The organism is Ramlibacter montanisoli, from assembly GCF_013087525.1.
Lineage (GTDB): Bacteria > Pseudomonadota > Gammaproteobacteria > Burkholderiales > Burkholderiaceae_C > Ramlibacter > Ramlibacter montanisoli.
Genome location: NZ_JABFCS010000001.1, coordinates 4374991 through 4397273, shown reverse-complemented (window position 1 = coordinate 4397273; position 22283 = coordinate 4374991). Strand labels below are relative to the sequence as shown.

Genomic DNA, 22283 nt, shown 5'->3' with positions numbered 1-22283 from the left:
ACGCTGCAGGGCCGGCAGCGCCGCGGACCTCAAACCATCAGCTCGATCAGGAAGGGCCCCGGCTGCCGGAAGCTCTGCGCCATGAGGTCCGCGCACTGTTCCATGGTGGTGGCCCGCGCGGCGGGCACGCCCATGCCCTCGGCCAGGCGCACCCACTGCAGGTCGGGGTCGCCCAGGTCCAGCATGCGCAGCGCCGTCGGCCCGGGCGTGGCGCCGACACCCTTGTACTCGCCCACCAGGATGCCGTACTTGCGGTTGTTCAGCAGGATGGTCGTGACCGGCAGCCGTTCGCGCGCCTGCGTCCACAGGGCCTGCAGCGAATACATGGCGGAGCCGTCGGCCTGCAGGCCGATCACGCGGCGCTGGCCGCCGGCACCGATGGCGGCGCCGGTGGCCACCGGCAGGCCGTCGCCGATGGCGCCGCCGGCCAGGTGCAGCCAGTCGTGCGGCGGTGACGCGTGCGAGTGCCGGTAGAAGCCGCGCCCATACGACACGCTTTCATCGGAGACGATCGCGTTCTCGGGCATCAGCGCGGCGACGGTCTGCGCCAGCTTCTCCGGCGTGGGCTCGCCGCTGGCCGCCTGCGGTCGCGGGCCGGCGTCGGGGATGGCCGCTTCCGGTGCGCCCAGCACCTCCACCAGTGCGCGCAGCGCGGCGACCGCATCCTGCTCGGGCCGTGACAGCACGTGCAGTTGCGCGTCGGGCGGGTACTGGATCGACGGCAGGCCGGGATAGGCGAAGAAGCCCACCGGCGCCTTGGCGTTGACCAGGATGATGTGCTCGAAGCCTGCCAGCGCCTCGATCGCCAGTTCGGTCTTGTAGGGCACGCGTTCGAGCTGCACCCGGCCGCGCCCGCGCGCGACCATCGGGTTCACGAAGTCCGCCATCAACCGCGCACCGGTGGCGCTGGCGATGCGCCATGCGAGCCCCTGCGCCTCGGCCTGCACCGCGCGGCCGGCCAGCAGCAGCAGCACCCTGCCGCCCAAGCGCAGCGCGCGCGCGCGGTCGACGGCGGAGGGATCGAGCGGCGCGGGTGCCGGCACCGGCAGCGCCTGCGCGACGACACCGCCTTCGTTCCACGACGCGTCCGAGGGCAGCACCAGCGTGGCCACCTGCCCGGGCAGCGTGCGCGCGGCCTGCACCGCCGCGGCCGCGTCGCGCCCCACGTCCTGCGCGCGCGCGCTGGTGCGCAGCCAGCCGGAGACCGCGCGCGCCAGCGCGTCGGTGTCGGCCGTCAGCGGCGCGTCGAAAGGCCGGTGGTAGGTCGCCTGGTCGCCCACGATGTTGACGATGCCGCTGCGCGCGCGGCGCGTTGTGCAGGTTGGCGAGGCCATTGGCCAGGCCGGGGCCGCAATGCAGCAGCGTGCAGGCCGGCTTGCCGGCGATGCGCCAGTAGCCGTCGGCCATGCCGGTGACCACGTTCTCCTGCAGGCCCAGCACGCAGCGGATGCCGGCGCTCTGGTCGAGCGCGGCGACGAAGTGCATCTCGCTCGTCCCGGGATTGGCGAAGCATGTGTCCACGCCGGCGGCGATGAGGGTCTCCACCAGGCTCCTGGCACCGTTCATGGGCTACTCCTTGTGCAGCCACCATGTTAAGGGCACGGCGGGGGCGGCCACCGTGCGCGGAGCCTCTGCTACGCTGGCGCATGGCCTACGAACTGCACTACTGGCCCGGCATCCAGGGCCGCGGCGAATTCGTGCGGCTCGCGCTGGAAGCCGCCGGCGCGCCCTACGTGGACGTCGCGCGCGGCGACGAGGACGAGGGCGCCGGCCTGCCGGCGATGCTGCATTACCTGGAAGATGCATCGGTGGCGCGGCCGCCCTTCGCGTGTCCCTTCCTGGTGGACGGCAGGAAGGTGATCGGCCAGACCGCGGCCATCCTGCTGTACCTCGGACCGCGCCTGAAGCTGGCGCCGGCGGGCGAAGCCGACCGCCTGTGGCTGCACCAGGTCCAGCTGACGCTGGCCGACCTGGTGGCCGAGGTGCACGAGCTGCACCACCCCATCGCCAGCAGCCTCTACTACGAGGACCAGAAGAAGGAAGCGCTGCGCCGCTCGGAAGACTTCCGCCGCACCCGGCTGCCAAAGTTCCTGGGCTGGTGCGAAGCGGTGCTGCAACGCAATGCCGGCAATGCGCAACGCGAGGTGCCGCGCCTGGTCGGCGCCCGCCTCACGTATGCCGACCTGTCCCTGTTCCAGGTCGTCGACGGCCTGCTGTATGCCCTGCCCAAGGCCACGCGCCGCACGCTGCGCAAGACCCCGCTGGTCGCCGCGCTGCATGAAGGCGTGCCGCGCCAGCGCCGGCTGGCCGCCTACCTGGCGAGCGAGCGGCGCATCCCGTTCAACACGCAAGGCATCTTCCGCCACTACCCCGAACTGGACGCCTGAGGCGGGGCGGCGCGCAGCAACTGGTTACGTTCGGTTCCCGAGATCAGGAAAGCGGCAGCGGCGCTTTCTCTCTTGCAGGAGACAAGGCGTCGCCGTGGCCGCAGATGCGCCCCGGGCCGCCACGTTCCGCCGGCCCCGGCCGCGACTGCGCCATGTCAAGCGCCGCTGCTGCGCAGGCTCCAAGTCCGCAAACCTTGACGCAAAGCAAACCTGGCGGGGCCCTCCGGCACGCGGGTTGCAGCACCGTGTTACCAAAAAGTTTTCCGGAGGGACAGCATGGGCTTGGCAAGCAAGGGGCTGGTGAAGGTCGTGATGCTGGTTCTGCTGGCGGCGTCGTTCGCCGCGGCATGGGCGGCGGGGACGTGCCGACGAAGTTCACCAACCGGGACTCGATCCGGAACACCCGGCACAACATGACGCAGGGCACGATGTCCACGGCCATGGACCCGTACCGCAACAACTACGGCGAAGTCTGCGTCTACTGCCACACGCCGCACGGCGCCAACGAAGCCGTTGCCATCCCGCTGTGGAACCGCACCATCAAGGCGACCACCTACACGACCTACAACGAGCTGGGCACCACCACGCTCACGCAGACCGTGCGCCAGCCGGGCCCGAATTCCATCGCCTGCCTGACCTGCCATGACGGCCAGGTCGCGATCGACTCGGTGATCAACATGCCGGGCTCGGGCGGCTACAACAAGGACCAGAAGACCGCGCAGAGCAACGCCTTCCTCGACACCTGGAACCTGGCGGACGCTCCGGGGCACATGGCCCTCACCACGGGCAACGAGGGTTGCCTCGCCTGCCACTCGCGCAACGCCGGCGCGCTCGGCTCGCGTGCGACGGACGGACGCCCGGTTCGTGATCGGCACCGACCTGCGCAACGACCATCCGGTCGGCGTGAGCTACCCGCCGGTCACCAACACCGACTTCAAGCGCCCCACGGCGACGCGCACCGGCGTCAGCTGGTTCGACAACGACGGCGACCAGACGCCCGACACCACCGAAGTGCGCCTGTACGACAGCGGCGAGGGCTACATGGTCGAATGCGCTTCCTGCCACGACCCGCACGGCGTGCCGAGCGCCGGCCGCGGCAGCCAGTTCACGCCGACCTTCCTGCGCGTGTCGAACTCGGGCAGCGATCTCTGCCTGACCTGCCACACCAAATGAGGAGTGCGCCTCGCGCCACGCGCGCGAGGTGCGAGAGGGGGAAAAGCGCGCGGTTCAGCCGCGCGCTTTTGCTTGCAGGGCCTTGCCTTCCGCTTCGGGGACCGGCCGGATCACGTCCACCTTCTGGTACAGCTGGTCGGCCACGTAGATGCGGCCGGTGTTGTCCACCGCCACGCCGCTGATGAGGCCATAGCGCCCCGGCCGGTCGCGGGTGCTGGCGCGGCCGATGGTCAAGAGCAGTTCGCCGCGGTCGGTGAAGATCTGCACGTTGCCGAAGGAGCCGTCGGTGACGTACAGGCGGCCGGCGTCGTCGCAGGTGAGCGCGCGCGGGCGGGCGAACTGGCCCAGCCCGTTGCCGACCTGGCCGAAGCTGCGCAGGTAGCGCCCCTGCGCATCGAAGCTCTGCACGCGGAAGTTGCCGGCGTCCAGCACGTGCAGGTTGCCGTCCGGCGTGACGGTGGCCTGCACGGGCACGTTGAACTCGCCCTCGCCCTTGCCGCGCCGGCCGATCTCCTGCAGCAGCTTGCCGTCGGCGCCGTAGACCAGCACGCGGTGGAGGTCGCTGTCGTTGTCGGCGCGGTCGATCACGTAGATGCGGCTGCCGTCCCTGCTGACCGCCACGCCGGTCGGCCGCTGCAGTTCGGCGGGGGTGCCGATGGTGATCTGGTGCAGGCCCAGGGCGTCGTACACGAACACCCGGCGCAGCGTGGTGTCCGCCACGTACACGCGGCCGTCGCGGTCGAGGGCGATCGCTGCCGGCTTGGACAGGGTGCCCGGCGGGCGGATGCCGAACTGGAAGACGCGCCGGCGCGCGGCATCGAACACGACGATGTGGCGGCGCACCCCGTCGCCGACGTAGATGCGGCCGTCGCGCGCGGCGATGCAGGAGGGCTTCTCCACCGCCAGGATCTCCGCGCGGGACGTGCCCAGCATCCTGCGCCGGAATTCCTCGTCCTTGGTCTCGCTCTGCACGTCGGCGACCGAGCGCAGCGTGGTCTCCCAGGCGTAGCGGGGCAGCTCCGGCGGCATCGGCCAGAGCAGGTCGCCCACGTCCTCGTCCTTGGCGGGCGGCGGCGCGACCGCGCAGGAGGCGAGCAGCGCGGAGCCGCCCAGGCCGAGAAGGAGGGTGCGGCGGTGGGAAAACGGATTCATGGGGGCGGTCGAGCAACGTCTGTGCCCGCGGCCGCCCTGCGCGGCAGCAGCCGCAGGAACAACACGACACAGATCGTCCCCACGGCGACGCCCGCGACCACGTCGCTGGGGTAGTGGGCACCCAGGTACACGCGGCTGAAGGTCACCACCAGCACCATGGCCACCGCGAAGCATGCGGCCAGCGCCCGCCAGGCGCGCGAGCGCACGTGGGTGAAGACCAGGGCGCAGGCCATGCCGTAGAACACCGTGGAGGCGACCGCATGCCCGCTCGGGAAGCTGTAGGTGGCCAGTTGCACCAGCGGGTCGTCGAGCATGGGCCGCATGCGCTGGAAGCTTTCCTTGAGCCCCACGTTGAGCACCATGCCGGTGGGCACCGCCAGCAGGGCCAGCGCCGAGCGCTGCTGGCCGCGCCGCAGCAGCACCAGCGCCAGCACTGCGGCTGCGGCCAGCACCTGCGCCGTGCGGTGCATCTCGCTCACCAGCAGCATCGCGCGCGTCAGCAGCGCATGCCGGTGGGTAGCGAACCAGTGGCTCGCGGCCTGGTCCAGTTCCATCATCGGCCCGTGCACCAGCACCTGGACGGCCAGCAGGCCGAGCACCGCCAGGCAGAACAGCACCAGCGCGAGGCGAACGCGATCCCCCATGGCTTCAGCTGACCTGCGCGCCGGATTCCTTGACCGCGTTGCGCCAGTGCGCGATCTCGCGCCGGATCGCGGCGGCGAAGTCGGCCGGCGTGGACGCGAGCACGTCCATGTGCTGCCGCTCCAGCTGCTGGTGGACGGCAGGGTCCTTCAGCACGCCGGCGATGTCGGTGTACAGCTGCTGCACGATCTCCGCCGGCATGCGCGCCGGACCGACCAGTCCGAAGATGCCGTCGTAGCCGAGGCCGGGATAGCTCTCGTCGAGCGTGGGCACGGCCGGGAACTGGCGGTTGCGGCGCGGATCGGCCACCGCCAGCAGCTTGAGGTTGCCGGCCTGGATGTGCGGCACGGCGGTGTCGAGCACGACGAAGGCCGCCTGCACGCGCCCCGGCAGGAGTTCGCGGAAGGCGCCGCTGCTGCCGGTGAAGGGGACGTGCACCACCTGCAGGCCGGCGCGCTTCTTCAGCAGTTCACCGGTGATGTGACCGCCGGTGCCTATGCCCAGCGAGGCCCAGGAGATGGTTCCCGGCTTCGCCCTGGCGAGCGCGATGTACTCCGCCAGCGTGGACACGCCCAGCGAGGATGCGCGACCAGTGCGACCGTGGTGCTGCCGATCTGCGTGATCGGCGTCAGGTCCTGCAGCGTGTCGTAAGGCAGGTCGTCGCGCAGGCTCGGGTTGATGGTGAGCGAGTTGATCGCCAGGCCCAGCGTGTGGCCGTCGGGCGGCGCCTGCACCACCGCCTGCGTGGCGATGATGCTGCCGCCGCCGGGACGGTTGTCCACCAGCACGGGCTGGCCCCACAGGTCGGCCAGCTTCTGCGCGAGCGGCCGCAGGATCGCGTCGGTGGAGCCGCCGGCCTGCTGCGGCGAGAGGATCCTCACCGGGCGCGTCGGCCGGAAGGCGGGGGCCTGGGCACGTGCGCCGAGCGCGAACAGCGCTGCGCCGGCGACCAAGCCACGCCGCGTGAGGGAGGAAGGAGGGGTCATCGATGCTGCTCCTGTGCGGCTCACCGCTGCGGCGTCAGGGAGGGATGCGGCCAGGCCGGCACGTCCGCCAGCGGATGGCCGCGGCCCTTCGCCAGCGCGGCTTCGAAGGTGGGAAGGGTCGCGCGCGGATCGGGGCCGAGGCCGCGCACGATGCACACGCCGTCGGCGCCGGCGCTCGCGGCCGCCTCGACTTCGCTCGCGTCCAGGATGCCGCCGATGGCGGTCACTGGCGCGCCCGCGGCGCGGCACCACCAGGCGAGGTTGTCCAGGCCCTGCGGCACCCAGGGCATGTCCTTGGTGAGCGTGGGCCACACCGGTCCGCAGGCGATGTAGCGCGGCGAGAGCGAGCGCGCGCGGCACAGCTCCCACAGGCTGTGCGAACTCACGCCCAGGGCCATGCCGCTGGCCAGCAGCCGCGCGCGGCCCGCGTCGCCCAGCGCCAGCAGGTCCTCCTGCCCCAGGTGCACGCCGGTGGCACCCAGTTCCTGTGCGAGCTGCCAGTGGTCGTTGACGAACAGCTCCGCGCCGAAGGAGGCGGCGTGGTCCACTGCGCGCCACACCTCGTCGCGCAGCATCGCGTGCCAAGCCGCGTCCGGCGAGGGCGGCGTCTTGATGCGCAGCTGCACTGTGCGCACGCCGGCGGCCAGCACCTGGTGCAGGCGCTCGGCGCTGTCGACGATTGCATAGAGGTCCAGGCGGCGCTCCGGCGGCTGCCGGCAGGGCGGGCGCGCGGGCGGTGCCTCGCCCCAGGAGAACAGCGGCAGCGCATAGGGATCCACCATCTTCGCGACGATGGCCGCGTCGGCCGGCACGAAGCCCTGCGCCAGCGTGCGCTGCATCGCCGTGCTGAAGACGTCCGGCGACTGGGGCGTGCCGGCCAGCCAGCCGCGCGCGTGTTCGGTATCGACCCAGTCCATGCCCTCGCGCGCATCGGCGATGACCACGGCGCTTGCACCGCCGGCACGCAGCGCGCGGGCCACTGCGGGTGCATCGCCAGCGGTGCCGGCGCGCTGCTGCGCCTCGGCCAGGGAAGAGATCACCAGTTGACTGTCGTTCATTGCATCACCAGACCGCCATCGACGAACAGCACCTGCCCCGTGACGAAACCGCTCCAGGGCGAGGCGAGGAAGAGGACCGGCCCGGCGACGTCTTCCGGGCGTGCGAGGCGCCGCAGCGGCGTCGCCGCCATCAGCTGGTCGCGGAACTGCGCGCGCGTGCCGCCGCTGCCCTCGGTGGGATAGACCAGCCCGGGCGCCACGCAGTTCACGCGCACGCCCAGCGGGCCGAGCTCGGCGGCCAGGTTGCGGCTGAAGCCCACCAGCGCCGACTTGGCGGTCGTGTAGTCGTGATAGGGCACCACGGGGTTCTGCACCAGGTTGCTCACGATGTTGACGATGCTGCCCTGGGCGCGCTGGCGGAAGTGCGGCAGCACCGCGCGGCAGAGGTTGTAGGCGGCGCCGACCGAACCCGTGAACTGCGCCTCGTAGTCGGCCCAGGTCAGCTCGCCGAAGGTCGTGCGCTGCTCGGGGTCGAAGGCATAGGGCCGGAAGGCGTTGTTGACCAGCACGTCGATGCGGCCGGCCTCGTCCACGGTGCGCTCCACCAGCCGCGCGACTTCCGCCGGCTGCGTGACGTCGGCCTGCACCGCGAAGGCATCGCCGCCCGCGAGCCGGCATTCCTGCACGACCTCGTTGGCGGCCTCGCCGTTGCGCAGGTAGTTGACGGCCACGGTCGCCTGCTCCGCCGCGAAGGCCCGCGCGATCGCCGCGCCTATGCCGCGGCTGGCGCCGGTGACCAGCACCACCTTGCCCGCGAAGTTCATCCCGGTTCTCCGCGCCGGCCGGGCAGCAGGTCCTGGCTCACCACCTTGGCCACGTCGAGCGGCTTCTGCAGCAGCCCCAGCTTGCGGTAGGTGTCGGCCGCCGCCTGCAGCGAGGCGACGTCCATGGTGCCCAGGCCGCTGCGGCGGGTGAGCTCGGACACGCTGGCGGCGTTGCGCAGCTTGATGATCTCCAGGTTCAGTGCCGGGTCGCTGCCGTCGATGGCACGCTTGACAGCGAGCTGCGCAGCCTCCTCGGGCCGCGCGATCATCCAGGCCGCCGCGTCGCGGTAGCCGCGCAGGAAGCGCTGCAGCGCCGCGCGCTTCTTCGCATACACGTCCTCGGTGACCACGAACAGGTCGCTCGACGCCGGCAGGTACTGGCCCACCTCGATCACGTTGACCTCGGGCAGCCCGCGGCGGCGGCCGATCAGCAAACCGGTGTCGGTGGCCGCAGTGGCGTCCACCTGCCCCTGCATCAGCGGCGCGAAATTCAGCAGGCCGGTGACCACCACGGTCACGTCGGACTCGGACAGGCCCGCCGTGTGCAGCAGCACCTGCAGCGCCTGGCGCGTGCCGCTGGCCAGGCTGTACACGCCGATCTTCTTGCCCTTCAGGTCCGAAGGTTTCGTGATGCCGCTGCCCTTGAGCGACACCACGTTGAACACGTTCTGCGGATAGATGTCGTAGATCGCGCGCAGCTTCTCGCCCTTGTCCAGCGCGGAGAAGAAGGAGCCCGGGTCGGCGAAGGCGACGTCGGCCTGGCCGCTGAGGATGTTGCGGATGGCGTCCGCGCTGCCTGCGCCCGGCACGTATTCCAGCGCGATGCCCTGCGCCTTGTAGAAGCCCTTGTCCTCCTCCACAAGCAGCGGCGTCACCTCGGTGATGGGCTTGCTCCAGCCCGCCACCACGATGCGGTCGAGGCGGGTGCCCTGCTGCGCCCAGCTTGCGAAGGGGTGGCGAGCAGCGCGGCCAGCAGCTGGCGTCGGGCGATGGTGTGCATGGGGAGTCCTCTCTCAGGTGGTGCGGGTGAAGGGGAGCAGCAGCCAGCGCTCGAGCAGCAGCGTGGCCTGGTAGACGAGCATGCCGAGCAGTGCGATCAGCACCAGCACGGCGAACATCAGCGAGGTGTCCATGGTGCCCTGCGAGGCGATCACCAGCGCGCCCAGGCCCTTGCTGGCGGCAATGAACTCGCCGACCACGGCGCCGACCAGCGCCAGCACCACGGCGACGCGCAAGCCCGCGAGGATGGCAGGCAGCCCCGAAGGCAGCTTCAGCCGCCACAGCGTCTGCGCGCGCGTGGCGCCCAGCATGCGGAACAGTTCCAGCCGCTCGGGCGCGACCTGCTGCAAGGCGGTGAGCGTGTTCTCCATCAGCGGGAAGAAGCAGATCAGCGCCGTGATCACCACGGTGGGCGCCATGCCGAACCCGAACCAGAGCACGAACAGCGGCGCGAGCGCCAGCTTGGGGATCACCTGGCTGGCCACCACGTAGGGCATCAGCAGGCGGCGCAGCAGCGCGTGCTCGCCCAGCAGGATGCCGGCGAGGAAGCCGACGGTGCAGCCGAGGGTCACGCCCAGCAGCAGTTCGACCACCGTGGTGCGCAGGTGCGGCCAGAAGTAGCCGCTGGCCAGCCCTTGCCAGAGCGACTGCGCCACCGCCGACGGCGGCGGCAGCACCAGCGCCGACAGGCGCAGCGTGCGGCAGGCGGCCTCCCAGGCCAGCAGCAGGCCCGCCGCGAGCAGCAGCGAGCCGAGGCGCAGGGGCAACTCGTGGCGCTTCATGCGTCCACCGCTTCCAGGTGCAGGGCGGCACGCACCTGCGCGCAGTACTGCACGAACGCCGCGCTGTACCGCGTGGCCCCCGTGCGCGCGGGCAGCGCGATCGAGATCTCCTGCGCGATGCGGCCGGCATCGATCACGTCCACGCGGTCGGCCAGGTACACGGCCTCGGCGATGTCGTGCGTGACGAACAGCACGCTGGTGCGCCGGTCGCGACACATCTGCAGCAGGTCGCGCTGCAACTCCTCGCGCGTGATGGCGTCCAGTGCGGCGAAGGGTTCGTCCAGCAGCAAGAGCGCCGGCTGCAGGATCAGCGCGCGCGCCAATGCCACGCGGCTTTGCTGGCCGCCGGAGAGCTGGCGCGGGTATTTCTGCGCGTGCGCGGCCAAGCCCAGCTGGTCGAGCAGCTGCAGGGCCTGCGCGCGTTCTGCCTCCGTCGGCCGGTGGTGCAGCGAGACCGGCAGCAGCACGTTGTCGATGACGCGGTGCCACTCCAGCAGGTTGGGCGACTGGAACACGAAGCCGATGCCGGGGCCGATCGCGTCGTGGGTGCGGCCGTGGAAGACGACGCGCCCGCTGTCCGGCACCAGCAGGCCGGCCGCGAGCTTCAGCAGCGTGGTCTTGCCGCAGCCGCTGCGTCCCACCAGGCAGTGGAAGGCGCCCTGCTCCACTTCGAGGTCGACACCATCCACGGTCGGCCCCCAGCCGGGAAAGGCGAAGCGGACCTGCTGCAGCGACAGGACACTCACGGTTTCTCCTCCTGCGCATAAGGTGCCAGCCGGTCGGCGGCGCGCTCGGCGGACTGCTCGATCTCCACCATGCGCACCAGGTCGGCGAGGTTGAAGCGGCCGTCGTGGTGCCAGCCCGCTTCCGGCGCGGTCATGGCGCCGAGCGCGCAGATGCGGGTGACGCCCGCGCGGCCCAGCGCTTCGGCCAGGCGGAACAGCTCCTGCGGTTCGGCGGCGATGCCCGCCGTCTGCAGGAAGCGGGCGTGCGGCGCCACCAGCGGCACCACGTCGTCCAGGTGGTCGACGGCGCTGACCAGGATGCTGCGGCCGCCGGCGGTGGGCGCGAGCGGTTGCGGCTGCTCGCTGAAGGCGACGCTCCAGGCGCTGTCCTCCGTGCCGAGCAATTCGTGACCCTCCGCTGCCAGCGCGCGCAGCTCGGCGCCCTGGCGCCAGCCGGAGACCGAGGCGGATTCCTCCAGCGCCAGCGCGCGCCGCGGATGGCGGTGCTGCAGGTTCGCCAGTTCGGCGGCGAGGTACTGCGCGAAGGCGCGCGCGTCCACCTTGCCGCCGCGCTCGACGTAGAACTGGTGCGGCGAGTAGCAGCCCTGCTGCTCGTAGCGGGCTATGTCGTGCGCGGCCAGCCGCGCGATGCCCGGCGCCCGCTGCGTGTCGAGGGCCGCCTTGGACACCAGCCCGAAGCCGAGCTTGTGCCCGTAGCCCAGGAAGCGCGCGGTGACCGGCACCTGCGCGCGCACCTGCGCGATCGCATCGTTGCCGCCATAGGCGAGCACCGTGTCCGCTTCGGCGAACAACGCACCGGCGCTGGCGGCGTCGCCGCCCTTCCACCAGACGATGGCCAGGCATTCGGCCAGCGGCGGATGCACTTCGGCCAGCAGGCGCGCGAACAGGCTGGCGAACACCGGCTCGGCGCTGGGCAGCTTGCCGATGCTGCCGGCCTTGACCAGCAGCCCGCAGGCCAGGCTCCACAGCGGCAGCGCCGGCACGTTGCCCGCCCAGCTGTGCACCAGCAGGTCCGGGCCGAAGGCGCGCACGAAGCCGCCCTTCACCGCCGGCTGGAATTCGTCCAGCACCTTGGGATTGGCGAAGTCCTCGGCGACGAAGCGGTGCAGCTGCGGCGCGCGGAAGGTCTGCAGGAAACCGGTGAGCCCCAGGCGCACCATGGCCGCGTCGTAACCGCTCACCACCGGCAGCAGGCGCTCGGCCTCCTGGCGGTAGGGATCGCGCGGATCCAACAGGCGGGCCACCGCCTCGTCCACGATCTGCACGATGTGCGAGACCGGCAGGCGCTTGAGGTGGCCCGCGCTGGCGTCCTTCACGCGCTGCGCCAGCGCGCTGAGTTGCTCGGGCGTCAGCACGGGCACGCGCACGTCGAGCGCACGCGCACCTTCGCCGAAGGAGAGCGTGTGCCACCCCACCTCGTCCTCGGCGAGGCCGGGCAGGTGGCCGGCAGTCCAGGGCGTGCTCATGGCCGGCTCGCCCGCAGGAATTCCTCGACGGCGAGCGAGCAGCCCTTGGCCTGCGCGCCCTCCGCGCGACCGAGCAGCAGGAAGCCGCCGTCCGCCGCGACGCCGACGTCCTCGGTCAGGATGCTGGTCACCGAATTGAAGTTGGCCAGGTCGCAATGCACCAGCACGCCGCGTTCGCCGCGCGGCACCTCGCGGCCGGTGAGCGGGTCCACCAGGCGCGAGCGGATCCAGTGCGGACCGGACTTGACCGAAGGCGCGAGCGCGTTGCCGTCGTCGTAGAGCTGCGTGCTCAGCTCGGTCATGCCGTACATGTTGATGCAGCGCTCGCGCGGCACGCCGAAGCTGGCGGCCAGGCCCGCGTAGAAGGCCTCCAGCGGCAGCTCGCGCGAGTGGCCCTTGTAGCCGCCGGTGTCGAGGATGCGGCTGCCCGCGGGCAGCCGGAAGCTCTCGCCGCGTTCCAGCAGCGCGTCCATCAGGTGCACGAAGGCGTAGCTGGCGCCCAGCAGCGCGCAGGGCTCGTCGCTCTTTTCCGCCGCGCGCAGCATCGCGCACAGGCGCTCCGTCTGCATCCCCTGCGGGGTGACGTACCAGTCGCTGCCGGGGGCGCCGAAGTGTTCGACCGCCAGCGCGAGGTAGTGCGCGAGCGAGGAGTTCGGCATTTCGCGCTCGCTCGGGAACAGGACCGCCATGCGCAGGCGTTGTGTGCCCTGCATGAAGCGGCGCGCGAAGTTGCGCGTCATGGAAGCGTCGTACACCGCCAGCGTCGGGTGGTAATGCCTGCCCTTGACATCGCCGCGGGTGGTGCCGCTGGTCATGAACACGCGCTGGGCGCTATCGGCCGGCGCGCAGCTGAGCGTCACTTCCTTGAAGGCACTGATCGGCACCGCCGGGATCTCGCGCCAGCTTTTCACGGTGCGCGGCGTGGCGCCGCGCAGCTGGCAGAACTTTCGGCAGGCGGCGTTGCCCGCGTGCTGGCGCGCGAACAGCTGCAGCGCGAGCGCGTCGAACTGCGCGTCCGTGCAGCCGTCCTGCGCCAGGAAGTCCAGCAGCGTGGCGATGATTTCCTGGTCCATCACAGCGGCTTCAGGTGCATGGCTTGCGGCGCGAACCCGTGGTTCAGCGGCCCGCTGCCGCCGCCCGTGCGCACGCGGGCACCGGCTTCGAGCGCGCCGCGCACGAAGGCGCGGGCATGGTCGACGGCCACGGGGAGTTCGGCGCCGAGCGCGAGATGGCTGGCGATCGCGCTGGACAGGGTGCAGCCGGTGCCGTGCGTGTTGGGGCTGGCGATGCGTGGCGCGCGCATCCACGCGGGCGATGCACCGCGGACCAGCAGCAGGTCGCTGACGGTTTCGCCGGCGAGGTGGCCGCCTTTCAGCAGCACCGCGTTGGCGCCGCGCTCGATGAGATGACGGGCCGCGGCTTCCATGTCCGCTTCGCTGTGCAGCGGCCGGCCGACCAGCAGGGCCGCTTCGTCCAGGTTGGGCGTGACGACGGTCGCCAGCGGGAACAGTTCGCGCACGAGGACATCGATGGCCGCGTCGTCGATCAGCTTGGCGCCGCTGGTGGCGATCATCACCGGGTCCAGCACGACCTTGCGCAGGCCGTGGCGCTTGAGTGCCGCGGCGACGGTGCGCACGGTGTCGGCGGAGTGCAGCATGCCGATCTTGACGGCATCGACGCCGATGTCCTCCACCACCGCATCGACCTGGTCGGCCAGGATCTGCAGCGGCACGGCGTGGATGGAGCGCACGCCCAGCGTGTTCTGCGCGGTGAGCGCGGTGATCGCGGTCATGCCGAAGCAGCCGAGCGCGGCGAAGGTCTTGAGGTCGGCCTGGATGCCGGCGCCGCCGCCCGAGTCGGAGCCTGCGATGGACAGGACGCGGGGGTAGCGGAAAGCGGTGCGGGTCACGGGGGCTCCTTCACGAGCGGACGAGGTGCTCCGAAGGCTTCGCCCCCGACCGCCTGGGAGGTCAGGGTTGCAGCTCTCCTTCCGCCGGTCTGAACCGGTTCAAGTTCACGGGTCTGGATCTCAGCACGCGTCGCGTACACCCCGGAGCTGTGCGGATTGTGGCACAGGGGGCGGGATGGCGCCGGGAGGGGTTTTGGTGGCACTTTCGTCGCGGCAGGTGGCGGGCGGTGTGGAGCCGCTGGGGTGGCGTCCGGCGCGCAAGCGCGCCGGCAAACCTGAAAGACGGGTTCCTGCGCCGCCCGCGGGACAACTCGTCTGGAGTTTGTCCGCCAGCGGCCAAACTCCAGACTCAGACACTTCCCGCGAGCCAGAGACGTACGCGCGGCTCGATCCGCGCTGGCGCGCTCTCGTAGCCGCGCTGCTGCGCCGGAACCCGCCTTTCAGGCGCCACCCCTTCATGCGGCCCCACACCGCCCACCGCCTGTCGCGACGGACCTCGCCGCTCCAGCCTCGTGGGGGTCAGAACTTCGTGTACCCGCCGTCGATCAGGAACTGCTCCCCGGTCGCATACGAGGACGCATCGCTCGCCAGGAAGACCGCGATGCCGCCGAAGTCGTCGATCTCGCCCCAGCGGCGCGCCGGGATGCGGGGCAGCACGGCCTCCGCGAACTTGGGGTTCTGCACCGAGCGCTCGGTCATGTCGGTGACGATCCATCCCGGCAGGATGGAGTTCACGCGGATCTTGTGGCGCGCCAGTTCGACCGCCAGCGCGCGGACATAGGCCGTGACCGCGCCCTTGGACGCGCCGTAGTGGCTGTTGCGCGCCGCGCCCTCGACCGCCGCCGTGCTGGCGGTGGCCACCAGCGAGCCGCCGCGACCGTGCTGCGCCATGTGGCGGGCGGCGGCGCGGAAGGTGAGGAACACGCCTTCCACGTTGACCCGCTGCACGCGGCGGAACTCCTCCAGCGTCATCTCGGTCAGCAGCGTGCCCTTGCTGGACACGCCGGCGTTGGCGAAGCAGCTGTCGACGCGGCCCAGCGCCGCCACCGAATCCGCGAAGCTGCGCTCGACCTGCGCCTCGTCGCCGACGTCGCAGACAAAGGCGTGGACCCGGGACGCATCGCCGCACTCCTGCGCCAGCGAGGCCTTCGCGCGTTCGGTCTTGTCGGGGTTCGAGCCCCAGATCGCCACACTGGCGCCGGAGGCGAGCAGCGCGCGCGCCATGCCGTAGCCGATGCCGCCGTTGCCGCCGGTGACGACGACGCCGCGGCCTTCGAGGTTGAAGGGCTGGTACATGGCGCTCACTGGTGCAGGGCCACGACCTTCTGCACCTGCGGCAGGGCCTCCATCCGCCGCATGTGGTCCGCCACCTTGGGGAAGCGCTTGACGTCCACGCCGTCGCCTTCCAGCCAGCGTGTCAGCGTGTACAGGTACAGGTCGCTGGTGCTGAACGATTCGCCCAGCACCCACGGGCCCTTGAGCATCTGCTCCTCGATCAGCGCGAAGCTCTCGGCCATGGTCTGCGGCACCTTCTTCTTCATGGCCTCCAGCGACGCGCTGTCGTCGGCTTCCACCCAGCGGTAGCCGCGGCCCTTGTGCGCGTGGTTCACGTGCACCGTGGAACACAGGTAGCTGTTGAACTCGTTGCCCTTGGCCAGCAGGAAGGCGTCGTTCACGGGCGCGAGCTTCGCCTGCGGGAAGGCCTGCGCGATGTACTGCAGCAGCACCGGCGTCTCGGTCAGCACGCCGCGCTCGGTCACCAGCGCCGGCACGCGGCCCTTGGGGTTCACGCGCAGGTATTCGGGCGAGCGCTGCTGGTTCTGCTTGAAGTCCAGGCGCTTGGCTTCGTAGGGGGCGCCGGCGAATTCCAGCGCGAGGTGGGATGCGAGGGCACAGGTGCCCGGGGCGTAGTAGAAGGTCAGCATCACTGCACCGCGACCAGTTCGATGTCGAACACCAGCGTGGCATTCGGCGGGATCACGCCGCCCGCGCCGCGCTCGCCGTAGGCGAGCTGCGGCGGGCAGGTGATGCGGGCCTTGCCGCCCGGCTTCATCATCTGCACGGCCTCGGTCCAGCACGGGATCACGCGATTGAGCGGGAAGGTGGTCGGCTCGCCCCGCTTGTAGGAACTGTCGAACTCGCGGCCGTCCGGGAAGGTCCCGCGGTAGTGGACCTTCACCGTGTCGGTGGCCTTGGGCGAGCGCCGCTGCCCGCCTGCATGGACTCGAACACGATGCCGCTGGGCGTGGTGACGCGCGCCGTGCCGGTGAGGGCGCCCACGTTGGGCGGATTGGTGGACGAGGCGCTGGGCCGCGAGGCGGGCGGGCTGCTGGGCGGGGTGCAGGCGGCGACGAGGGCGAGGCCGGCGAGCGGCCAGGCGTAGTGCAGGAAGCGCATGGGAAGGTCCGGGATGTGGATGACCAGCCATTATTCACGCGCGGCAGCCTGCCGGGTCCCGCTGAACGGCGACGCGCGCATGCCGATGGCGCGGGTCCAGCGCCTCCACGCCCGCCCTGTCAAGTGATATCGCGCCGGCTCGGCGCCGAGATATCCACCGCCACTGTGGACAAGGCGCCCCTGGCAGCCCCCGCATCCTTGCGCAGCCAGCACCGGCGCGCCTTCGGGCTGCGGTGCCCAAAGCTTAGGCAGCTCCTCCGATCAGGGGAGCAGGATGCACTACGGTCGAGCGTGCGCGGTCACTCACGTTCCACTGCCCGGACGCGAGCGGCTGATCGCCTCCAGCAACTGGTGCGGCTTGAGCGGCTTGCTCAGGTGCAGGTCGAAGCCGGCGGCCAGGGTCTTCTGCTGGTCCTCCGCGCGCGCGAAGGCGGTCAGCGCGATCGCCGGCAGGTGCGGCGCCTGGCGCTCGGCCTGCAGCGGCGCACGCGCCGCACCAGCTCGTAACCGTCGCGGCCCGGCAGGCCGATGTCGCTGACCAGCACGTCGGGCCAGGCCTGCTGCAGCGCGTGCACGGCGCTGTCGTAGTCGCCCGCCGTGCGCACCCGCGCGCCGCGGTCGGACAGCACCAGCTTCATCATCTCGATGGCCTCGTGGTCGTCCTCCACCACCAGCACGTCCAGCCCGCGCAGGGCCTCCAGGCTGCTTTCGTCCTCCGGCTCCGGCCCGCCTTCGCTGTCCGGCGCCTCGTGCTGCTGCGTCGGGTCGCCCTGCGGCTCCGCCGGCAGGGCGACGATCACCCGGGTGCCGCGGCCTTCGCCCTCGCTCGCCGCCGCGACCTCGCCGCCGTGCAGGTCCACCAGGTGCTTGACGATCGACATGCCCAGGCCCAGCCCGCCGTGGCGCCGGTTGCCGGGCGAGTCGCTCTGCGTGAAGCGGTCGAACAGGTGCGGCAGGAACTCCGCGTTGATGCCCTGCCCGAAGTCCTGCACCTCGAGCGAGAGGCGGTCGCCCATGCGGTGCAGGCGCACGACGATGCGGCCGTCCGCCGGCGAGAACTTGACGGCATTGGTCATCAGGTTCCAGAAGATCTGCTGGAAGCGCGCCGGGTCCACGAAGGCCGGTGCGTGCGCGTCCTCGACTTCCGTGTCGACCCGGATGCGCTTGTCCTGGATGCTCACCGAGAGCGCGTCGATGGAACTGGTGACCAGCTCCGCCGGGTCGGTCCACTCGCGGTCCAGCCGCAACTTGCCGGAGTTGATGCGCGACACGTCGAGGATGTCGGAGATGATGCGCGCCTGCGTCTTCACGTTGCGCTCGATCGCCTCCAGGCCCTTGGCCGCTTCCGGCGTGGTGCCGCGCCGCTTGAGGATGTGCACCCAGCCGATGATGGCGTTGAGCGGCGTGCGCAGTTCGTGCGAGAGCACGGCGATGAAGTCGTCCTTGGTGCGGCTGTGGCGCTCGGCCACCTGGCGCGCCGCCTGTTCGCGCTCCAGCACGTCGCGCCGGCGCTGCTCGAGTTCGTAGCGCTCGGAGACGTCGAGCGCGATGGCGATGCGCACGCCGGGCTCGACGTGCGAGGACACGCTCCATTCCAGGTACACCGATCGGCCGCCGGCATCGTGCAGCGGGAACTCGCCGCGCCAGGGCCGGCGGTCCTCCACCGGGCGCGACAGCTGCGTCTCGATGAAGCCCTGCCACTCCGCGGGCGCGAAGTCGCTGATCGCGTGCCCCATCAGATCCTCGCGGCGCCGCCCGAGGACCTTCAGCAGCGCGGGGTTCGCGTCCTGGAAGCGGCCCTGTTCGTCCAGCAGGGCGATGCCGCTCTGCGCCTGGTCGTAGATGGCGCGGAAGCGCTGCTCGCTGCGCCGCAGCTCGTCTTCCGCCGTGCGCGCGGGATCAGCGCCTGCAGGGTAGCGACCAGCACCGCCGGCTCCACCGGGTGCACCATGTAGCCGTCGGCACCGGCGTTGAGGCCGGTGACGCGGTCCTCGTCGCGGATGTAGGCGGCCGAGAGGTGGACCACGGGCAGCATCGCCGTCGCCGGGTTCGCCCGGATCATGCGGCAGACTTCGAAGCCGTCGATGTCGGGCAGGTGCACGTCCAGCACCACGGCCGACACGCCACGGGCGATCAGCTCCAGCGCTTCCGAGCCGCTGCCGGCCTCGGCCGTGCGGAAGCCCGCCGCCCGGATCACGCGGCCGGTGGAATACCGGGTCGCGGGGTTGTCGTCCACCACCAGCACCGTGTGGACCGAGCGGTCGATCGTGGCGTTGATGACGTCGGTGTCGATCATTCGGGCGTGGCGCCCTCCAGCTGCACGGGAATCGTGACGGAGAAGGTCGAGCCCTTGCCGGGCTCGCTGTCCAGGCGCACGGTGCCGCCCAGCAGTTCCGCGAGCTTCTTGCTCAGGGACAGGCCAAGGCCGGTGCCGCGCAGGCGCTTCTGCAGCGGCGACTTCACCTGCGAGAAGTCCTGGAAGATCGTGTCGTGGAACTCGGAGGCGATGCCGATGCCGCTGTCCTGCACCGAGAAGGTGACCATGCCGTCGCCCTCGAAGTGCGCGGACACGCGCACCTCGCCCTTGGGCGTGAACTTCAGCGCGTTGGAGATGAAGTTGCGCAGGATCTGCGAGCTTGCGGTCGTCCGTGTACAGCTTGGGCACGTCGCGCGGTTCCTCGAACACGAGGTTGACCGCGGGATTGGTGAGCACCGGCTTGAACATGCCGCGCAGCGCGGAGAACAGGTCCACCATCTCGAACCAGGCCGGCGAGATCTCCACCCGGCCCGCTTCCACCTTCGCCAGGTCCAGCAGGTCGTCCACCATCTCGGCGAACTCGATGGCGTTCTGCTGGATGAAGGAGACCTGCTTTTCCTGTTCCTCGGTCAGCGGGCCGTCGACGCGGTCCAGCAGCAGCCGCGTGATGCTGCGGATGGAGTTGATCGGCGTGCGGAACTCGTGGCTCATGTACGCGAGGAAGCGGCTCTTGAGTTCGGTGGCCAGCCGCAGCTGCTCCGCCTGCGAGTCCAGCTCCGCATAGAGCGCGAGCACGCCGCGGTTGGTTTCCTCCAGCTCGGAGCGCAGCTCCTGCGCGTCCTTGAGGCTCGCCTCGAGGGCGGCCTGCAGGCCTTGGGAGTCTTCTGCCTGGTCGGAGGGCATGTCAGTCCTTGCGCCGCAGGACGGCGACGGTGGCGTCATCCCGGCCACGGCAATGGTCTCGCGCCAGGACCGCGGCGGCAAGGGTGGGATCCCGGCCCAGCAGCGGCGCCATGCTGTCGGCGTTCCAGCGCGACTCGATGCCGTCGCTGAACACGACCAGCATCGCGTGCGGGGGCCAGGGGTGTTGACCTCTTCCGGCGTCCGGATGGTGATGCCGGCCGTGCCGTGCTGGCAAAGCAGCGTGCGGTCGGTCACGCCCGAGACGAGGCGCGCCATGACGTTGCCGGCACCGGCGCTGCGGATGGTGCCCGACCCGGCGTCGGCGTCCACCACCATGACGGCGGCACCGCGCGTGCGCCGCAGCGCCTGGTGCGTGCGTTGCAGCAGTTGCCGCGGGCCTTCCATGGGCCCGTCGGCGAAGGCTCCGAGGGCCACTTCGGCCGCTTCCGCCGCGTCGGGCCCGTGGCCGAGGCCGTCGGCGACCATCATGGCCGCGCGTTCGCCCGCGAGGGCGAAGCCCCAGCCGTCGCCGCACACCGATTCGCCCGGGTAGGCCAGCGAGACGGCGCCGACCCATGCGGCCGACTCGGGTTCCGGCACGCCCGCGGCGCGCACGCGCGCCACGATGACCGTGCCACCGGGGACGTGCGTGTAGAGGTCGAAGTGCTGCGCCAGCCGCCGCACCGCGCCCAGGCCGGTGCCCGGCGTGCCGCCGGTGGAGAAGCCGTCGCCCAGCGAGCGATCGATGTTCGGGATGCCCGGGCCTTCGTCCACCGCGATCACTTCCACTTCGCGCCGCGCCGGACGACAGGACATCCAGATCCGGCCGCGGGTGGCGTGCCGCACGAGGTTGGTGGCGAGTTCGGTGACGATGATCGCGAGCCGCCCCGCCTCCACCTCGCCCAGGTCGCATTCGTCCGCGAGCTGCGCGGCATGCCGCCGGGCCTCGCCCACGCGGCTGGGGTCGCCCATGGGAAAGACCGTGTGGAAGGTGCCGAAGATCATTTCCACCGGGTGATGCTCACGCGTGTGCCCTTGCCGGGGACGGATGCGAGTTCGAACTCGTGGACCAGTCGCTTGCTTCCGGGCAGGCCCAGCCCCATGCCACCGCCGGAGGTCCAGCCGTCGGTCATGGCCAGCTTGGAGTCCGGGATGCCCGGGCCCTGGTCCTCGAAATGCAGGCGCAGGCCGCGGCGCAGGCCGTCGTCCAGCAGTTCCCAGCGCATGGTGCCGCCGCCGCCGTGCACGAGGGTGTTGCGCGACAGCTCGCTGGCCGCCGTGATCATCTTGGTCTGGTCCACCAGCGAGAACTTCAGCTGCTGCGCGAGGACGCGCACCTTCTGGCGGCTGTGGACGATGTCCTCCTCCGTGCGCAGCGGCTGCGATCCGGTGCGTTCTTCAGCGGGCAAGCGGCTTCCCCTTGCCCGCGTGCCGCAGGAGTTCCATGCCGCGTTCGACGTTCAGCGCCGTGCGGACACCTTCCAGGGAGAGGCCCAGTTCCACAAGCGTGATCGCCACCGCGGGCTGCATGCCGACCACCACCGTGGTGGCGTCGAGCACGCGCGCGATGCCGGAGATGCTGGCGAGCATGCGCCCGACGAAGGAGTCGACGATCTCCAGCGCGGAGATGTCGATCAGCACGCCCTTGGCGTCGACGGCGGAGATCTTGTTGGCCAGGTCGTCCTGCAGGGCCAGCGCCATCTGGTCCTGCATGTCCACCTGGATCGTCACCAGGAGCGTGTTGCCCATCTGCAGGATCGGAATGCGGTTCATGGCCGCCTTACTTGGTGCGCGTGATGACGAAGCCTTGTTGCTCCATCGCCAGCGCCAGCGCGTCGGCCAGGCTCGACTTGGTGGCGATGCCCTGCAGGTCGATGCCCAGGTGCACGATGGTCTGCGCGATCTGCGGGCGGATGCCGCTGATGATGCATTCCGCGCCCATCAGGCGGATCGCGCTCACCGTCTTCAGCAGGTGCTGCGCCACCAGCGTGTCCACGGTCGGCACGCCGGTGATGTCGATGATGGCCAGGCGCGAGCCGGTCTCGACGATGCGTTGCAGCAGTGTCTCCATCACCACCTGCGTGCGCGCCGAGTCCAGTGTGCCGATCATGGGCACGGCCAGCACGCCTTCGAACAGCTTGATGACGGGCGTGGACAGCTCCAGCAGGTCCTGCTGCTGGCGCTTGATGATGTCCTCGCGGCTCAGCTGGTAGGTCTGGATGGTCCATTGCGCCATGCGGTCCATCATCGAGGTGACGCTCCACACGGCGGCCATCTGCTGGTCCGCCTTGCCCGCCAGGTCGCGCTGGATGATGCCGAACACCGGCCGCTTCATCGCCAGCACGAACACGCTGGTGTCGCCCGCGGACTGGCCCTGCGCCGCGCGCGAACGCGAGAGCGTCTCCAGCGTCTGGCGCACGCCCGCCCACGCGGGCGTCTGCAGGTTGTCGGGATCCCCGAGGCCTGCAGCGCGGTGCGCACGCCCTGGAGGATCTCCTGGGCTTCACCGCGCAGGGAGCGCCGCGCGGCGTCGCTCACGCGCGAGGACGCGGCACCCGCCTCCTGCAGCCATTCCGTCAGGATCTGTTCTTCGTGCTGTGCCAATAGCTGGAGCACGGCCTCGGTTTCTTTGGTCATTGGAGTAGCAGGCCGGTGGAGGGGA

At 71.0% G+C, this 22283-nt stretch carries 19 protein-coding genes, 7 pseudogenes and 1 riboswitch; of the genes and pseudogenes, 2 read left to right on the top strand and 24 right to left on the bottom strand.

Features of this window, described 5'->3' with window-relative positions; genetic code table 11:
- Positions 1 to 29 precede the first annotated feature (29 nt).
- A pseudogene (locus HK415_RS21865) lies at positions 30 to 1566 on the bottom strand (acetolactate synthase large subunit).
- An 80-nt stretch (positions 1567 to 1646) separates the two neighbouring features.
- On the opposite strand from HK415_RS21865, the gene HK415_RS21860 reads away from it, so the two are divergent.
- Both HK415_RS21860 and HK415_RS26700 read left to right on the top strand, forming a co-directional pair.
- The gene (locus HK415_RS21860) at positions 1647 to 2387 is read left to right on the top strand and encodes a glutathione S-transferase (protein ID WP_171562859.1); all 741 of its coding nucleotides are present in this window, start codon (positions 1647 to 1649) and stop codon (positions 2385 to 2387) included.
- An 864-nt stretch (positions 2388 to 3251) separates the two neighbouring features.
- Positions 3252 to 3560, top strand: a complete 309-nt coding sequence (locus HK415_RS26700; protein ID WP_216369854.1) for a cytochrome c3 family protein — start codon at positions 3252 to 3254, stop codon at positions 3558 to 3560.
- 54 nt (positions 3561 to 3614) lie between these two features.
- Here HK415_RS26700 and HK415_RS21850 read toward each other — a convergent pair whose 3' ends face one another.
- From HK415_RS21850 to HK415_RS21750, 23 genes and pseudogenes are all read right to left on the bottom strand, one after another.
- Complete coding sequence (locus tag HK415_RS21850; RefSeq protein WP_171562856.1) at positions 3615 to 4712, bottom strand: 6-bladed beta-propeller; 1098 nt, start codon at positions 4710 to 4712, stop codon at positions 3615 to 3617.
- Positions 4709 to 5356: a phosphatase PAP2 family protein gene (locus HK415_RS21845; RefSeq protein ID WP_171562853.1), complete on the bottom strand. Its 648-nt coding sequence runs from the start codon at positions 5354 to 5356 to the stop codon at positions 4709 to 4711. Before HK415_RS21845 ends, HK415_RS21850 begins: the two co-directional genes overlap by 4 nt.
- Before the next feature lie 4 nt (positions 5357 to 5360).
- Positions 5361 to 5924, bottom strand: coding sequence for a Bug family tripartite tricarboxylate transporter substrate binding protein (locus tag HK415_RS21840; RefSeq protein ID WP_171562850.1), 564 nt, complete (start codon positions 5922 to 5924; stop codon positions 5361 to 5363).
- Positions 5849 to 6340, bottom strand: a complete 492-nt coding sequence (locus HK415_RS21835) for a tripartite tricarboxylate transporter substrate-binding protein (protein WP_171562847.1) — start codon at positions 6338 to 6340, stop codon at positions 5849 to 5851. The genes HK415_RS21840 and HK415_RS21835 overlap by 76 nt, the downstream gene beginning before the upstream one ends.
- A 20-nt stretch (positions 6341 to 6360) precedes the next feature.
- Positions 6361 to 7398 (bottom strand): thiamine phosphate synthase, encoded by a 1038-nt coding sequence (locus HK415_RS21830; protein WP_171562844.1) that lies wholly within the window; start codon positions 7396 to 7398, stop codon positions 6361 to 6363.
- Entirely contained in the window at positions 7395 to 8162 is a 768-nt protein-coding gene (locus tag HK415_RS21825) for an SDR family oxidoreductase (RefSeq protein ID WP_171562841.1), read from the bottom strand. The genes HK415_RS21830 and HK415_RS21825 overlap by 4 nt, the downstream gene beginning before the upstream one ends.
- Positions 8159 to 9076: pseudogene (locus HK415_RS21820) on the bottom strand (ABC transporter substrate-binding protein); the annotation flags it as partial. The gene HK415_RS21825 and the pseudogene HK415_RS21820, both read right to left, overlap by 4 nt.
- Positions 9034 to 9162 (bottom strand): hypothetical protein, encoded by a 129-nt coding sequence (locus HK415_RS26695; protein ID WP_309246790.1) that lies wholly within the window; start codon positions 9160 to 9162, stop codon positions 9034 to 9036. The pseudogene HK415_RS21820 and the gene HK415_RS26695, both read right to left, overlap by 43 nt.
- A 13-nt stretch (positions 9163 to 9175) precedes the next feature.
- The gene (locus HK415_RS21815) at positions 9176 to 9943 is read right to left on the bottom strand and encodes an ABC transporter permease (RefSeq protein WP_171562838.1); all 768 of its coding nucleotides are present in this window, start codon (positions 9941 to 9943) and stop codon (positions 9176 to 9178) included.
- Complete coding sequence (locus tag HK415_RS21810) at positions 9940 to 10680, bottom strand: ABC transporter ATP-binding protein (RefSeq protein WP_171563598.1); 741 nt, start codon at positions 10678 to 10680, stop codon at positions 9940 to 9942. Before HK415_RS21810 ends, HK415_RS21815 begins: the two co-directional genes overlap by 4 nt.
- Before the next feature lie 5 nt (positions 10681 to 10685).
- Entirely contained in the window at positions 10686 to 12155 is a 1470-nt protein-coding gene (locus HK415_RS21805) for an acyl-CoA reductase (protein WP_171562836.1), read from the bottom strand.
- Positions 12152 to 13228: a LuxE/PaaK family acyltransferase gene (locus HK415_RS21800; RefSeq protein WP_171562834.1), complete on the bottom strand. Its 1077-nt coding sequence runs from the start codon at positions 13226 to 13228 to the stop codon at positions 12152 to 12154. The genes HK415_RS21805 and HK415_RS21800 overlap by 4 nt, the downstream gene beginning before the upstream one ends.
- Positions 13228 to 14064 (bottom strand): bifunctional hydroxymethylpyrimidine kinase/phosphomethylpyrimidine kinase, encoded by an 837-nt coding sequence (gene thiD, locus HK415_RS21795; RefSeq protein ID WP_171562832.1) that lies wholly within the window; start codon positions 14062 to 14064, stop codon positions 13228 to 13230. The genes HK415_RS21800 and thiD overlap by 1 nt, the downstream gene beginning before the upstream one ends.
- A gap of 59 nt (positions 14065 to 14123) precedes the next feature.
- A riboswitch (TPP riboswitch) is annotated at positions 14124 to 14218 on the bottom strand.
- 365 nt (positions 14219 to 14583) lie between these two features.
- Entirely contained in the window at positions 14584 to 15360 is a 777-nt protein-coding gene (locus HK415_RS21790; protein WP_171562830.1) for an SDR family NAD(P)-dependent oxidoreductase, read from the bottom strand.
- A 5-nt stretch (positions 15361 to 15365) separates the two neighbouring features.
- Positions 15366 to 15989 carry a glutathione S-transferase family protein gene (locus HK415_RS21785; RefSeq protein WP_171562828.1) on the bottom strand — a complete coding sequence of 208 codons (624 nt, stop codon included), beginning with the start codon at positions 15987 to 15989 and terminating at the stop codon, positions 15366 to 15368.
- Positions 15989 to 16323: pseudogene (locus tag HK415_RS24115) on the bottom strand (FKBP-type peptidyl-prolyl cis-trans isomerase); the annotation flags it as partial. The gene HK415_RS21785 and the pseudogene HK415_RS24115, both read right to left, overlap by 1 nt.
- Before the next feature lie 572 nt (positions 16324 to 16895).
- The gene (locus HK415_RS21775) at positions 16896 to 18272 is read right to left on the bottom strand and encodes a hybrid sensor histidine kinase/response regulator (RefSeq protein ID WP_253262365.1); all 1377 of its coding nucleotides are present in this window, start codon (positions 18270 to 18272) and stop codon (positions 16896 to 16898) included.
- A pseudogene (locus HK415_RS25710) lies at positions 18227 to 18646 on the bottom strand (response regulator transcription factor); the annotation flags it as partial. The pseudogene HK415_RS25710 and the gene HK415_RS21775, both read right to left, overlap by 46 nt.
- Before the next feature lie 107 nt (positions 18647 to 18753).
- Positions 18754 to 19621 (bottom strand): annotated as a pseudogene (locus HK415_RS21770) (sensor histidine kinase).
- A 276-nt stretch (positions 19622 to 19897) separates the two neighbouring features.
- Positions 19898 to 20593 (bottom strand): annotated as a pseudogene (locus HK415_RS27630) (ATP-binding protein); the annotation flags it as partial.
- 29 nt (positions 20594 to 20622) lie between these two features.
- Positions 20623 to 21030: an anti-sigma regulatory factor gene (locus HK415_RS21760; RefSeq protein ID WP_171562826.1), complete on the bottom strand. Its 408-nt coding sequence runs from the start codon at positions 21028 to 21030 to the stop codon at positions 20623 to 20625.
- Complete coding sequence (locus HK415_RS21755) at positions 21020 to 21394, bottom strand: STAS domain-containing protein (protein ID WP_171562825.1); 375 nt, start codon at positions 21392 to 21394, stop codon at positions 21020 to 21022. Before HK415_RS21755 ends, HK415_RS21760 begins: the two co-directional genes overlap by 11 nt.
- Positions 21395 to 21401: 7 nt before the next feature.
- Positions 21402 to 22258, bottom strand: a pseudogene (locus HK415_RS21750) (STAS domain-containing protein).
- Between the last annotated feature and the right edge of the window lie 25 nt (positions 22259 to 22283).

What these genes read in the sequence shown, in the direction of transcription:
- HK415_RS21860 (WP_171562859.1), top strand. Translation starts at nt 1,647, where the DNA reads ATGGCCTACGAACTGCACTACTGGCCCGGCATCCAGGGCCGCGGCGAA.
- HK415_RS21850 (WP_171562856.1), bottom strand. Translation starts at nt 4,712, where the DNA reads ATGAATCCGTTTTCCCACCGCCGCACCCTCCTTCTCGGCCTGGGCGGC.
- HK415_RS21845 (WP_171562853.1), bottom strand. Translation starts at nt 5,356, where the DNA reads ATGGGGGATCGCGTTCGCCTCGCGCTGGTGCTGTTCTGCCTGGCGGTG.
- HK415_RS21835 (WP_171562847.1), bottom strand. Translation starts at nt 6,340, where the DNA reads ATGACCCCTCCTTCCTCCCTCACGCGGCGTGGCTTGGTCGCCGGCGCA.
- HK415_RS21830 (WP_171562844.1), bottom strand. Translation starts at nt 7,398, where the DNA reads ATGAACGACAGTCAACTGGTGATCTCTTCCCTGGCCGAGGCGCAGCAG.
- HK415_RS21825 (WP_171562841.1), bottom strand. Translation starts at nt 8,162, where the DNA reads ATGAACTTCGCGGGCAAGGTGGTGCTGGTCACCGGCGCCAGCCGCGGC.
- HK415_RS26695 (WP_309246790.1), bottom strand. Translation starts at nt 9,162, where the DNA reads ATGCACACCATCGCCCGACGCCAGCTGCTGGCCGCGCTGCTCGCCACC.
- HK415_RS21815 (WP_171562838.1), bottom strand. Translation starts at nt 9,943, where the DNA reads ATGAAGCGCCACGAGTTGCCCCTGCGCCTCGGCTCGCTGCTGCTCGCG.
- HK415_RS21805 (WP_171562836.1), bottom strand. Translation starts at nt 12,155, where the DNA reads ATGAGCACGCCCTGGACTGCCGGCCACCTGCCCGGCCTCGCCGAGGAC.
- HK415_RS21800 (WP_171562834.1), bottom strand. Translation starts at nt 13,228, where the DNA reads ATGGACCAGGAAATCATCGCCACGCTGCTGGACTTCCTGGCGCAGGAC.
- HK415_RS21790 (WP_171562830.1), bottom strand. Translation starts at nt 15,360, where the DNA reads ATGTACCAGCCCTTCAACCTCGAAGGCCGCGGCGTCGTCGTCACCGGC.
- HK415_RS21785 (WP_171562828.1), bottom strand. Translation starts at nt 15,989, where the DNA reads ATGCTGACCTTCTACTACGCCCCGGGCACCTGTGCCCTCGCATCCCAC.
- HK415_RS21755 (WP_171562825.1), bottom strand. Translation starts at nt 21,394, where the DNA reads ATGAACCGCATTCCGATCCTGCAGATGGGCAACACGCTCCTGGTGACG.